Here is a 12,638-nt window from a genome sequence, read left to right as displayed (position 1 = left end):
TGGAGGTCCCTGGGAAGGGGCCTCACGCACCCGGTGTGCGGGCGGGGCGTTCCTGCGAGGCGTCCGCTCCCCAGCTGGCCAGCACGCGCAGCGCCTCCTCGGACGGGGAACCGGGCGCGGCGTGGTAGGTCGTCAGCGACTGTTTCTGGTCGCCGGGGAGTGCGAGGGTCTCGTAGCGCAGCGTGAGTTCTCCCACGAGCGGATGAGACAGGCGCATGGTGCCGTGCGTCTTCCTGCGGACGTCGTGGGCGGCCCAGAGCCTGCGGAAGTCCTCGCTCTTCACGGAGAGTTCGCCGATCAGTGACGCCAGCAGGGGATCCTCCGCGTGCAGGCTGGCGCCCAGCCGCAGCTGTCCCACCACGTCGTACGCCTTGGACTCCCAGTCCGTGAAGAGTTCCCGGGATGCGGGGTCGAGGAAGGTGATCCTGGCCCAGTTCCGCTCGTGCGGGGCACGGGCCGCCCAGTCGCCGAAGAGGGCGGAGGCGGTCTGGTTCCACGCCAGGACGTCGGAGCGGCGGCCCCACACGTAGGCCGGCACGCCTTCCATCGCCGTCAGCAGCTCTCGTACCGCGGGCCTGACCTGCTGGCGCGGCGGTGCGGGCTGCCGCCGCCGAGGCCGGCGGGACTGGGCCAGGCGCAGCAGGTGGGCGTGTTCGGTGTCGGAGAGCCGGAGCGCACGGGAGATCGCCTCCAGCAGTTCGCGTGAGACGTTGCGGGCGTTGCCCTGCTCGAAGCGGGTGTAGTACGCCGCGGAGACTCCGGCGAGCTGCGCCAGTTCCTCACGCCGCAGGCCCGGCACGCGGCGCCGCCGGCTGTAGTCGGCGAGCCCTACGTCGGCCGGCTTCAGGCGGGCCCTGCGGGTGCGCAGGAACTCACTCAGTTCCGTGCGCGGGTCGAGTGCCTGCTCCAGGTCGGGCGCCGGAGCCGATGCCGCGGCGGGTGACGATCCGGTGGAGGCGGCGTGATGCGTTGCCATGCTCCGAGTATCACTCGATGCCCGCAGCCGAGCCTGTCCCTGCCAGTGCTAGCCCTCCGGGACGTAGAAGGAGCGGGTGTCTGGCTGGCGCCGCGCGCCCGAAGCACGCTCGACGTGTCCCTGAGCCACAGGCCACAAGCGCTCCCTGAAAGCGCTCCGCACAAAAGGCCTGCCGCTCGGGAAAAGCCCAGAGACCCGAACGAGGAAGATTCTCGAATGAGCAACGTCGATTCAGTATTCGGCTCCCGGGTGCGAACCGGACACTGCCTGTGCGGCTCGGTCAGCTATCGCTTCGACGCCGAGCCCGATGCCGTCGTCCTCTGCCACTGCGGTCACTGTCAGCGGCACAGCGGTGCGGCGTTCTCGGTGAACGTTCTGGTGGCGCGCGACGCACTGGAGGTCAAGGGAACGCCCAGGTCCTATCAAACCGTCGGAGTCGAGAATGGAAACGTGCGCGACAGGCTTTTCTGCGGCGAGTGCGGTACGCCGATCTTCACGATCCTCCACGAACGGCCCGGCCTCGTGATCGTCAAGGCCGGAACCCTCGACGACCCTTCTGGGCTCAGGCCGTCCGCAGAGGCGTGGTGGCGGCGGGCCCAGGACTGGATCGCACCGGACCCCGACCGCCCGAGGTTCGACGGCGACGTGGAGCAACGCGCACGTCAGGAAGATCGTCCGGTGTTCGGCGACTGACCTCGATCAAGATTTTATTCAATTACCAGAAATGAAGTGGACAGTGAGCTTTCGTACGGTCAACCCGGCCACCGGTGAACTCGTGAAGGAGTTCCCGCTGCAGTCGGATGAAGAAGTCTTCGCGGCGCTGGAAACCGCAGACAAGCTCTGCCGCGAGGACTGGAGGTCCAGGTCGGTCGCGGAGCGGGCGCGGATCGTCGGTCGTGCCGCCCAGATCCTGCGTGAGAAGCGGGATGAGTATGTGGAATACCTGACCTTGGAAATGGGAAAGGTCACCCGCTTCGGCTACTTCGAGGTCGATCTCGTGGCCGACATCCTGGACTACTACGCGGAACACGGGGAGGAGTTCCTCGCGGAGCAGTCACTTCCGGGTGAGCGCGACGCGAAGCTGATCGCCGAACCCATCGGCGTCATTCTGGCGATCGAGCCGTGGAACTTCCCCTACTATCAGCTGGCCCGCGTCGCCGCGTCCCAGCTCGTCGCGGGCAATGTGGTCATGATGAAGCACGCCGAGAGCGTGCCGCAGTGCGCCCTGGCTTTCGCGCGGCTTTTCGAGGAGGCGGGAGCCCCCGAAGGGGCGTACACGAACCTCTTCTGCAGCATCGAGCAGACCGCCAAGCTCATCGACGACTTCCGTGTGCGAGGCGTCACCCTGACCGGCAGCGAGCGCGCGGGCGCCGCGGTCGGTGAACGCGCCGGCCGCAACCTGAAGAAGGCGGTCCTGGAACTGGGCGGCAGCGACCCTGCGCTGATCCTGGAAGGCGCACCCTTGGAACACGCGGTCGAGCAGGTCGTGATGGGACGCACCTACAACTCGGGTCAGGGCTGCGTCAACATCAAGCGGGTGATCGTGGTCGGCAGGGAACGGGGCGCAGAGATGCTGGCCGCCCTGACAGAGCGCTTCGCCGCGATCAAGGTGGGTGATCCGAAGGACGAGGCCACCCTGGTCGGCCCTCTGTCCAGCGAGCGCGCCCTGGAAGGGCTGCTCCGGCAGATTCAGGACGCAAAGGCCGCCGGAGCACGGATCGTGCACGGCGGTCACCGCGTCGACCGGCCCGGGTTCTACCTCGAACCGACGATCATCACGGACATCGACGAGGACAATCCGCTCTTCCAGGAGGAGGCGTTCGGACCCGTGCTGTCCTTCTACGTCGTGGACAGCGAGGAAGAGGCGATCCAGCTGGCCAACGCCACCCGGTTCGGCCTCGGCGGCTACGTCTTCGACGCCGACGTCGAGCACGCCCAGCAGGTGGCGACTCGCCTCGAGTGCGGCATGGTGTACATCAACTCCTGCTTCGCCGACTCGCCGAGCCTGCCCTTCGGAGGCGTGAAGGCTTCAGGATTCGGACGTGAACTGTCAGAACTGGGCATCGGCGAATTCCTCAACCGCAAGCTGGTGAGGGTCGCGCCGTAGCGCGGGCTGCCGACCGCAGGGGCTGCCCGGCCAGGTTGGACCCCAGCGGGTCGAGGTTCCATCCGGCATCGGCCCACTGGGCGGGTGAGCGGCCGGTCAGGGCGGCGGCGTCGGCAGCGTCGCGGACTGCGAGGATGCGCAGCAGCTGGTACAGGCGGTGCGGGGAGAAGACGGTGCCGGCGAGCGCGGCAGCCGCCCCCTCGTTCGCGCCGACGACCGCGTAGGCGGCCGCCGCCCGGCCGTAAGCCTGCGCGTACGCCTGAAGGCCGCCCGCCGTTCCCGGGTCAGCGGCAGGACGTACTCGGTGATGCGGGCCGGTTCCCGGCTGGCGACGTAGATCCTGCCGGCCTCCTCGTCCACGTGCACAAAGTCGGCGAGGTGCTCGCCGGGGTAGTCCGTGGGCACCTCGTACAGGCCCTGCGGCCGGTTGCCGGGGATGGGGCCCAGACGTCCTTCGGCTGCGTCGGCCGGGGGCGGCGGGATGTCGTCGCCGTACCTCAGTCCGAGCAGCCGCCAGCCCTGACGGCGCACCGCACCGGTGGGATCGTCCGTGCTGACGGCCACCACGTCGTAACCGTCGGCGGGTTCGCCCGCGAGGGCGGCGCGGGGAACGCCTTCCGCCCGCAGCACCGTCCCGGGCTCCCAGGTGATGCGCCGCCGGGCGGTCTCCCCCGCCCCTCGATGTCCAGGCGCAGCGCGCCGGCAACAACCTCGCAGTGCGTCAGGCGCGGGCTCGTCCAGGACTGGTGATCGCCCGCATGAGCCAGCTCCACACCCGCCCACTGCAGCAGCAGCCGCCCCTCGGCGCGGACAGCGTCCAGGCGCACCTCGACGTCGACGTACTCGACCGGCTCCCGCTCGCATCCGGTGCGGCCGCACACCGCACGCAGCACCTGAAGCAGCAGGTCACGGTGCTCGCACGCCACATGGGGTGTCGCGCCGTCCCAGCGGTCGATCAGCAGCGGCTCGATCCGCTCGCCCCACAGCGGGTGAGCGCGCACCGAACGCGGCACCGACACCCATACGCCCCTCTGGCCCGCGGCCAGGGCCGGCAGCCAGCTCCGCCCGTCACGAAGCGGCCCGTGCGCGCGCCACCGGCCCGGATCAACGGGGCGGGCCGGCTCGGCGGTCCGCTCTTCCGTGGCCGTCCCGCAGCCGTTGCAGAGCGGCCGTGCAGGAGATGCCTTCCTTCTCGGCCGGACGCCGGGCGCGCGCCTTGAGATCGTTGCTTCCGTGCTTGGCCATGACGAGTCCTCCGGACGGGTCCCCACGCCTCCCGCCACCAGGCTCACGACCGTCTTCAGGCATGCCGCAGCGTCGCGGGCCCCCGCCCGGACCGTAATCAGGGTGCCGGGCTATCCCGGCGAGCCTTCGGCCTTGACCACCCGGCGGCGTGGGCGCCCCGGTGACGGCCTCGGGGCGTGCGCGTCCAACCCCTGCCAGGACTCTAACGGCAGGCACTGACAATCCCCGGTGATCCACGGAACACGGGCCCGAGGGGGCAGCGGAAGCCGCGTGAACGGCCGCTTGCCGTGCGCAGCTTCGAGAAGCATCAGGCCATCGCGACGGTCTCCTCCCGTTCTCCGCTCGCCGCCGCCCCGCGCCCGTCCGGCCCCGAGTACCGGTTCGGCGGGGAGTGGCAACGGCCGGCCGGGCCCGCGGCCCGACCAGTGCTACGCCGAATCGGCCGGCGGTCCGCTGGAGGGCCTGGTTCTCGCCCTCGTCGGCTTCACGCGTGACGAGGCCGGCGTTGCGTCGGCCACCGAGCTGGGGCAGTTCAGCACCGCCGGCCCCGGGGCCGTGTACGACTCACGCACCGAGGCCCTCTGACCGCTGGCGGCGCCCCTGACCGTTCCCGGGCCGACTCGCCCACACGTCCGGCTCGGCGCAGCCTGGGAGGCGTGATGCGGGCGCCGATCGTCGTGCACCGGCCTTCCTCCTCGGGCGGCCGGAGAGCCACCGTGCACCGCCACGGCCACGACGAGTTCCTCGGCACCGCCTACAGCGACCATGACCTGGTGATGTTCCTGGAAAGCGCCGGCGTCGCGGACCCCGATGCGCTCCTGGACGACCCGCAGTGGGTGCAGTGGCGCGGTGGCCCCGCCAGTGCTGGAAGTTGTCCGTCGCGGGCAGCCCCGGCGGAGGGAGCGGCGAGTCCTGTGGTCTACACGCTCGGGTGCCCGGTCGTCACGGCCCCGTCGGGCAGACCCGCACAGCCGTCGCCTGCCGGCGCCTGTCGGCTGCAGGGAGTCCTGGCCGACTCCGGGGCCCCGCTGCGAGGTCGGCGGCCGCGAGTACGGGCTGTTCACCATCGACTGACGCAAGATCCCGGTGGAACAGGGGATCCGACGCCTCATCGACGCCACCGAGATGCCAGCCCTGTCCGGGCCGTCGGGAACGCCACGCCCGGCGTTCGACCAAGCCGTCCGCGAGGCCCTGCACCTGTGGCGCGACCCCGGCGGGTTCGCCGCCTGCGCCGTGCTGCGTACCCGCCTGGTGGCCGACCGCGCCGATCCCGTGCAGCGTCTGAAGGACCTGCTGTGCGAGGCAGTTGAGGCGCTCGCCGGTGACCCGCGCGGCGTGCGGGGCCAGGAGGCCCTGGCGACCGCGTTCTTCTCGGGCGCGCCGACGCAGGAAGCCGCGGCACGGCACCGGGCCTTCCCTGCTCAGGCTCCGGACGGGTGGCCAGCAGTGGACAGCGCCGGGTACCACCCGGGGCTGGGAAGCGGACAGCGGATGGGGGCCAGGATGCGAGTCATGAACCCCCACCGGCTGCAAGCCCCGACGATCCTGCCCCGCCGGCCCACGGCGCGCACTGCCCGACCGCGAGCAGCACCGCTTTCGGATTGATGTTGCCACGGGTTGACTCCCCTCAAGGATGAGTGATTGACTACTCACATGGAGAGCGAACGACCCCGCCAGTTGTCCACCGCCGAGGAACGCCGCGAGACGGTGCTGCGCACCGCGATCGGCGCCTTCGCCGCCCGCGGCTACTGGGGCACCACCACGACCGAGGTGGCCAAGGCGGCGGGCATCTCGCAGGCGTACGTCTTCCGTCTCTTCCCGAGCAAGGAACTGCTGTTCACGGCCGTGGTCGAGCACTGCTTCGTGCAGGTGCGGGCCGCTCTGGAGCGGGCCGCGGCCGAGGCCACGGGCAGCTCCTCGCAGGTGGTCCTCAAGGCCATGGGCGAGGCGTACGCCCGCCTGATCAGCGATAACGACCTGATGCTGATCCAGCTCCACGCCCAGGCGGCGGCAGTATCCGAACCGGCCGTGCGCGAGGCCGTGCGGCAGGGTTACGCCCGGCTGGTGGAGTACGTCCGCGGCGCCTCCGGCGGCACGGAACAGCAGATCCAGGAGTTCTTCGCGCTGGGCATGCTGTGCCATCTCATCGTCTCCATGGGGGCCGAAGAGGTGGACGCCCCCTGGACCCGGACACTGTCGGCCGGCATCAGGCACTACTGAGCCGACGCGACCACGCGGCCCGACCCTCGGCGGGGCACCCAGCCCCGCCTTTCCAGGCCATCTGATGTGAGTGATTAACCACACAAGGAGTGTTCTCGTGAAGACCCCCGGCACCACCCGCAGTCCCGGAGCCGCTCTCGCGGCGCTGGCCGGGGCGCAGTTCACCGTCATGCTGGCCACCTCGATCGTGAACGTGGCACTGCCGCAGATCCGGTCGGGCGTGGGCCTGTCGGACAGCGCCACCACCTGGGTGGTCAATGCCTACGGCCTGGCTTTCGGGGCCCTGCTGCTGGCCGGCGGCCGGGCGGCGGACCTGCTGGGCCGGCGGCGGATCCTGCTGGTGGGCCTTGGGGTCTTCGCCGCGTCGTCGCTGGCCGCGGGGCTCGCCTCCTCGTCCGCAGCGCTGATCGCAGCGCGGGCGGTGCAGGGCCTGGGGGCGGCGGCGATCGCCCCCGCGGCGCTGGCCCTGGTGATGGAAGTGTCCCCTCCGGGCTCCGGGCGCGGGAAAGCCCTGGGCGTGTGGGGGGCGGTGTCCGGAGCAGGCGGTGCGGCCGGGGTCCTCCTCGGCGGCGTGCTCACCCAGGCGTGGGGCTGGCCGTGGATCTTCTACACGGTCGCGATCGGCGCCACCCTCGTCCTGGCCGCCGCGATCGCCAGCGTGCCAAGGGCTCCCGCCCAGGTGAGCGGACGCTTCGACATGCTCGGCACCGCCACCGTGACTCTCGCCCTCACCGCGCTGGTGTGGGGTCTGACGACCGCGCGCCGGACCGGGTGGAGTGATCCGTCCGTCCTGGGGAGCTTCGCCGTCACCGCCGCACTGCTGACCGCGTTCGTCCTGGTCGAGCGCCGCCACCCGCACCCGCTGCTGCCGCCCCGCCTGTTCCAGACGGGTCGGGTCGCCACCGGCAACGCGCTGATGGCGCTGCTGGGATCGGTGTGGATCGCCCTGTTCTTCTTCCTCCCGCTCTACCAGCAGCAGGTCCTCGGCGACAGCCCGCTGACCACAGGGCTCGGCCAACTCCCCCTCGCCTTCGCCAACATGCTTGGCTCCACCCTCGCGCCACGGATCTCCCGCCGCATCGGCACCGCCGTCACGATCACCGGCGCGCTGCTGACCGAGGCCGCCGGACTGCTGTGGCTGTCCCGGCTCAGCGCCCACGGCAGCTACGCCGTCGACGTCCTGGGCCCCAGCATCCTGATCGGCCTCGGCCTGAGCATCGCCTTCGTCCAGCTGACCGCCCTGTCAGTCGAGGGCGTCCCCGCCCAGGACGCAGGACTGGCCGGCGGCCTGGTCAACACCACCCGCCAGGTCGGCGGCGCCATCGGCCTGGCCGTCCTGGCCACCCTCGCCGGCACCGCCACCACCCACGCGGCCACCCACCGACCGCGACTGGAAGCGCTGACCGCGGGCTACCACACCGCCTTCGCCATCGGCTCCGCGGTCCTGGCCGCCACCGCCGCCCTCGCACTCGGGCTTTCCCGCCAACGCACTCCCGCCGCCCCGCCGGCAGACCGACCCGCCCGACAGTCCGCAGCACACCACTGAGCACATCAAACACCTGCCACCACATCACCCGAGAGGAACCACCGCCATGTTCACCATCGACGAGACCGCCCCCGTGATCGTCCGCCTGTCCACCGTCATCGACGCCCCCCTGGAGCGCATCTGGGCCCTGCACACCGACATCGACGCCTGGGCCGAGTGGAACGCGGACGTCGACCAGGCCGAGCTCGACGGCCCCCTCCTGCCCGGCAACTCCTTCCACTGGAAGACCCACGGCCTGGACATCACCTCCACCGTCCGCGAGATCGTCCCCGGACAGCGCCTGGTCTGGGGTGGCCCCGCCAACGGCATCGAGGGCGTCCACGTGTGGACGTTCGAGCAGACCGGCAGCCAGGTCACCGTCCACACCGAGGAGTCCTGGAGCGGCGCCCCCGTCGACGCCGCCTCCGAACAGCTCGGCGAGGCCCTGCAGCATTCCCTGACCACCTGGCTCGCCAGCCTCAAGTCCCGCGCAGAGCAGGGTGACTGACGTGCCCCTCACGATCCTGCCCGCACCGCATCCACGAAGCGAGGTTCCTGCCATGACCGCCGACAAGCCGTACCTCACCGGCCACTACACGCCCGCCGTCGACGAGATCACCGCCACCGAACTGACCGTCGAGGGCTCCCTCCCGCCGGAGCTGACCGGTCGCCTGATCCGCAACAGCCACAACCCCAAGCCGGGCGTCACCCCCAGCCACTGGTTCAAGGGCAGCGGCATGGTCCACGGCATCCGGCTGCGCGAAGGCCGCGCCGAGTGGTACCGCAACCGCTGGGTCCGCACCCCCGCCCTCGACGGCGCCCCCTACATGACCGACCACGGGCCCGATCTGACCGCCAGCACCGCCGGCACCCACGTCATCGAGCACGCCGGCCGCCTGCTCGCCCTGTGCGAGGCGAACTTCCCCTTCGAACTCACCCCCGAACTGGACACCGTCGGCGCCTTCGACTTCGACGGCAAGCTGCGCAGCGCCATGACCGCGCACCCGAAGACCGACCCGGTCACCGGGGAACTGCACTTCTTCGGCTCCTCCCCGTTCCCGCCCTACCTGATCTACTACGTGGCCGACGCCACGGGGCAGATCACGCACAGCGCAGAGATCCCCGGCGCGACCGCCTCCCTCAAGCACGACTTCGCGATCACCCGCCACCATGTGGTCTTCGTCGAGGGCACCGTCACCTTCGACCCCAACGAGCACTCCGGCATCCCCTACGGCTGGAACGACGACCAGCCGGCCCGGATCGGCGTCATGCCCCGCGGCGAAGAGGGCGCCGGGAAGATCCGCTGGTTCTCGATCGAGCCGGGCAACATGCTCCACGCCGCCAACGCCTACGAGGACGCACAGGGCCGGATCGTCCTGGAGGGCCCCACCGTCGACCGGGAAGGCTTCCAGCTCTCCTGGAACTGGTGGGTCGGCGCACCCGGCCGCGGCACCGAGCCCAACACCCGCTCCTACACCCGCCGCTGGGTCATCGACCTTGACACAGGCAGCGTCGACGAGCAGATCATCGACGACCTCGCCGTCGAATTCCCGACTCTCAACGACGACTTCCTCGGAGCCGAGCACCGCTACCAGTACGCGGTCTCCTTCCCCGACCAGGAAGGCTTCGGCGGCTACGGCGTCGTCAAGTACGACCGCACCACCGGCGTCCGCCGCATCCACCAGGTCGGCGACGCCCGGCTGCCCAGCGAAGCCGTCTTCGTCCCCGCCGCAGGCGCCACCCGCGAGGACGACGGCTACCTGCTCACCGTCGTCTCCGACCTCAAGCAGGACGCCTCCCAGCTCCTGGTCGTAGACGCCTCCGGCCTCGACCGGATCGCCACCGTCCACCTCCCGCGCCGTGTCACCGGCGGCATCCACGGCTCCTGGATCCCCGACGACGCGCCCCACAACTGACCCACCCCTGCGGCGGGGCTGACCCGCCCCGCCGCAGGCAAGCCCCCATCCAACCCGCCTCCACGCAAGGACCTGACCATGCGCATCCTCACCGCCACCAAGTTCCTCGCCGCCACCACCGGCGTCCTCCTCCTCGCCACCGGCACCGCCTACGCCCTCGGCGACGACAGGCCGGCCGCCCCCACCCAGGCTCTGATCGCCCACACCGGCGACGTCGAGATCGACCACAACGCCCCCGTCATCACCCGCGAGAACATCCTCATCCACGCCCCCCTGCACACCATCTGGAAGATCCAGACCGACGTCGAGAACTGGCCCGCCTGGCAGCCCAACGTCGTCTCGGTCGTCAAGGACTCCCCCGGACGCCTCCGCCCCGGCTCCGTCTTCCGCTGGACCACCGAGGGCCTCAACATCACCTCCACCGTCCGCCAGGTCGACCCCGGCAAGCGCCTGGCCTGGGGCGGCCCCGCCCAGGGCATCACCGCCGTCCACGTGTGGACCTTCACCCCCACCACCCACGGCGTCCTCGTCCACACCGAGGAGTCCTGGACCGGCGCCCCCGTCGAAGCCAACCAGGCCGCCCTGCAGGCCGCCCTCGACAACTCCCTCCACAACTGGGTCAACAACCTCAAGCACGAGGCCGAGGCCCAGGCCGCCAAGTAACCCCCTGCAGCCTCCGGAGCAGTCACCGGCTCCGGAGGCACCCACGCCGGAGAGGCCCGCCATGTCGCTCGACAACGCGCTCCTCACGATCCAGGTCCTGGCCGCCCTCTCAATGGTCGCCAGCCTCTCCCTGGACTGGAGCGGCGTCCTGCGGCTCCGCCGCGCCCGCGCGCTTACCTCCGCCCGCGAAGGCATCACGACCCTCGAACGGTCGACCGCGTTCGGCACCTGGGCACGCCTGACCCTGGCCGGCGGACTCTGGCTCGCCGCCGATGCCGACCACTGGACCGGCTGGATCATCGCCGGACTCGTCGGCTGGACCGCCGAGTGCCGCCTGCGGCATGGTTGGCAGGGCGGCGCCGGCTGCGGCCACGCGCAGGATGCCGGGGCCGCGCAACTTCTCGGTGCCCAGTGCGCGCATGAACTCCCAGTGCGGATCGCTGGGTTCGTAACAGGCGGCAGGCTGACGCATCAGCTGGTCTATCCCCGCGAGCCGGTGCCGGTCCCAGACTCCGAAGTGCCGACGGATCGGACCCGGAGTGCTTTCGGTGGCCTCGCCGAACCGGACGCACTGGGCCACAGCGGCACCTCGGACTCCGCCCCCGGCGCGGCTCGGACATAGCGGGTCCACGTCAGGAAACCCGACTCGTCGTGCTCCTCCACGGGGCCCGGTGCGCCCAGGTCGCGCAGCATGCGTCCCACGGGCGAGTCGCGGCCCGCGGCGTCGACGACGAGGTCCGCGAGTACGGCCTCGCCGCCCTCCATGAGCACGCCCACGACGTGCGGTCGCCGAGGCACCCGGTCCGGCCCGGCCAGCAGTGCGATGACGCGCGTACGGCGGCGCACGGTGACGCGTGCCGTCGGCCGGCGGACGAGCGCGTCGAGGGCGGCCTCGAAAGGAGGGCGGCGCACGCCCATCATCGTGAACCGCTCGTCCCCCGTGCGTGGCCCGCCGGAGAACCCGGAACGGTGCGCACCCTCCAGCAGGCTGCCCGGCTGGAAACCCATGCCGGCCAACTCGTCGAGAAGGCGGGGAAGCTCCGTCCGCAGGGTCCGGAACACCGCCAGCAGCAGAAGGTGCGGGTGACGGAACTGGCTGACTCCGGGGCGCTGCCACGAGGCCCAAACGGCTTCGTGGCCGCCCGTGAGCGGTCCGGCATCCCGTTCGAGGGAAGCACGGTGGTCCCGCTCCGGCCCAGGCCCCGGGCCGTCAGCGGCGGCGTTCAGGCCGGCGCGGAAACGGCCCACCGGCTCGGACCGTCCCACGAACGTCGTGCTCCGCACTGGCCGCGGACGATTCGCCAGGCTCTGCCGGGAAGGGAGATGCCGCCGCACCGCTGCCGTCACGTCTTCGTGTGGGCGTAGCCGTTCCGCCAGGCCCACACGGCGATCTCCACACGGTTGCGGGTCGACAACTTGGCATGGATGTTGGTCAGGTGCGTCTTCACGGTGCCCACGGTGATGCAGAGGGTGCTGGCGATCTCGGCGTTGGTCAGCCCCTGAGCCACCAAGCGGACGACGTCGAACTCGCGCGACGACAGGTCTGTGTCCGCCCCCCGTGCGGGGGGCGTCCGAAGCATCCGCTGCAGCAGGCGGACGGTGATGGCGGGGCTGATGAGCGAGTCGCCGACCGCCGCGGCGCGGACCGCCTCGACCAGGAGGCGGGGGCCGGAGTCCTTGAGGATGAAACCGCAGGCGCCGGAACTCAAGGCCCGGGTCACGTATTCGTCGTCGTCGAACGTCGTCACCATCACGACTCTCGGCATATGGGGCATGCCGGGCCGGTTCAGGGCGCGCAGAGCGTCGAGGCCGTCGAGACGGGGCATGCGGACGTCCATGAGGATGACGTCGGGCCGGTGGCGCGCGGCCAGGTCGACGGCCTGGACGCCGTCTTCCGCCTCGGCGACGACGCTGATGTCCTCCTCGACGGACAGGATCATGGCCATGCCGGTGCGCACGATGGCCTGATCGTCGACGATCATGGTC

General features: G+C 71.0%; 12 protein-coding genes. 9 read left to right on the top strand and 3 right to left on the bottom strand.

Going from position 1 to position 12,638, the window contains the following annotated elements; genetic code table 11:
* Nucleotides 1-22: 22 nt before the first annotated feature.
* Entirely contained in the window at nucleotides 23-976 is a 954-nt protein-coding gene (locus tag ACZ5DC_RS38650; RefSeq protein WP_468660851.1) for an MmyB family transcriptional regulator, read from the bottom strand.
* Between the two features lie 216 nt (nucleotides 977-1,192).
* On the opposite strand from ACZ5DC_RS38650, the gene ACZ5DC_RS38645 reads away from it, so the two are divergent.
* Nucleotides 1,193-1,669, top strand: coding sequence for a GFA family protein (locus ACZ5DC_RS38645; RefSeq protein WP_196942324.1), 477 nt, complete (start codon nucleotides 1,193-1,195; stop codon nucleotides 1,667-1,669).
* Nucleotides 1,670-1,712: 43 nt separating this feature from the next.
* Nucleotides 1,713-3,083, top strand: coding sequence for an NAD-dependent succinate-semialdehyde dehydrogenase (locus ACZ5DC_RS38640; protein WP_468660848.1), 1,371 nt, complete (start codon nucleotides 1,713-1,715; stop codon nucleotides 3,081-3,083).
* A gap of 96 nt (nucleotides 3,084-3,179) precedes the next feature.
* Here the strand turns inward: ACZ5DC_RS38640 and ACZ5DC_RS38635 are convergent, their stop codons facing one another.
* Nucleotides 3,180-3,713, bottom strand: a complete 534-nt coding sequence (locus ACZ5DC_RS38635) for a hypothetical protein (RefSeq protein WP_468660846.1) — start codon at nucleotides 3,711-3,713, stop codon at nucleotides 3,180-3,182.
* A 1,701-nt stretch (nucleotides 3,714-5,414) separates the two neighbouring features.
* On the opposite strand from ACZ5DC_RS38635, the gene ACZ5DC_RS38630 reads away from it, so the two are divergent.
* The 7 genes from ACZ5DC_RS38630 to ACZ5DC_RS38600 all read left to right on the top strand — a co-directional run bounded on the left by ACZ5DC_RS38630 (nucleotide 5,415) and on the right by ACZ5DC_RS38600 (nucleotide 11,274).
* Nucleotides 5,415-5,933, top strand: a complete 519-nt coding sequence (locus ACZ5DC_RS38630; RefSeq protein ID WP_468660844.1) for a hypothetical protein — start codon at nucleotides 5,415-5,417, stop codon at nucleotides 5,931-5,933.
* A gap of 48 nt (nucleotides 5,934-5,981) precedes the next feature.
* Nucleotides 5,982-6,548 carry a TetR/AcrR family transcriptional regulator gene (locus tag ACZ5DC_RS38625; RefSeq protein ID WP_468660842.1) on the top strand — a complete coding sequence of 189 codons (567 nt, stop codon included), beginning with the start codon at nucleotides 5,982-5,984 and terminating at the stop codon, nucleotides 6,546-6,548.
* A gap of 97 nt (nucleotides 6,549-6,645) precedes the next feature.
* Nucleotides 6,646-8,094, top strand: coding sequence for a DHA2 family efflux MFS transporter permease subunit (locus tag ACZ5DC_RS38620; RefSeq protein ID WP_468660840.1), 1,449 nt, complete (start codon nucleotides 6,646-6,648; stop codon nucleotides 8,092-8,094).
* A 46-nt stretch (nucleotides 8,095-8,140) separates the two neighbouring features.
* Nucleotides 8,141-8,581: an SRPBCC family protein gene (locus ACZ5DC_RS38615; protein ID WP_468660838.1), complete on the top strand. Its 441-nt coding sequence runs from the start codon at nucleotides 8,141-8,143 to the stop codon at nucleotides 8,579-8,581.
* A gap of 52 nt (nucleotides 8,582-8,633) precedes the next feature.
* Nucleotides 8,634-9,989 carry a carotenoid oxygenase family protein gene (locus tag ACZ5DC_RS38610; RefSeq protein ID WP_468660836.1) on the top strand — a complete coding sequence of 452 codons (1,356 nt, stop codon included), beginning with the start codon at nucleotides 8,634-8,636 and terminating at the stop codon, nucleotides 9,987-9,989.
* A gap of 78 nt (nucleotides 9,990-10,067) precedes the next feature.
* On the top strand, nucleotides 10,068-10,652 hold the full coding sequence (locus ACZ5DC_RS38605; RefSeq protein WP_468660834.1) for an SRPBCC family protein: 585 nt from the start codon (nucleotides 10,068-10,070) through the stop codon (nucleotides 10,650-10,652).
* A 61-nt stretch (nucleotides 10,653-10,713) separates the two neighbouring features.
* On the top strand, nucleotides 10,714-11,274 hold the full coding sequence (locus ACZ5DC_RS38600) for a hypothetical protein (RefSeq protein WP_468660832.1): 561 nt from the start codon (nucleotides 10,714-10,716) through the stop codon (nucleotides 11,272-11,274).
* Nucleotides 11,275-11,995: 721 nt separating this feature from the next.
* Here the strand turns inward: ACZ5DC_RS38600 and ACZ5DC_RS38595 are convergent.
* Entirely contained in the window at nucleotides 11,996-12,634 is a 639-nt protein-coding gene (locus tag ACZ5DC_RS38595; RefSeq protein WP_468660879.1) for a response regulator, read from the bottom strand.
* Nucleotides 12,635-12,638: the final 4 nt, after the last annotated feature.

This window comes from Streptomyces sp. NPDC031445 (genome assembly GCF_055581365.1).
This window is presented reverse-complemented; position numbering and strand designations above follow the sequence as displayed.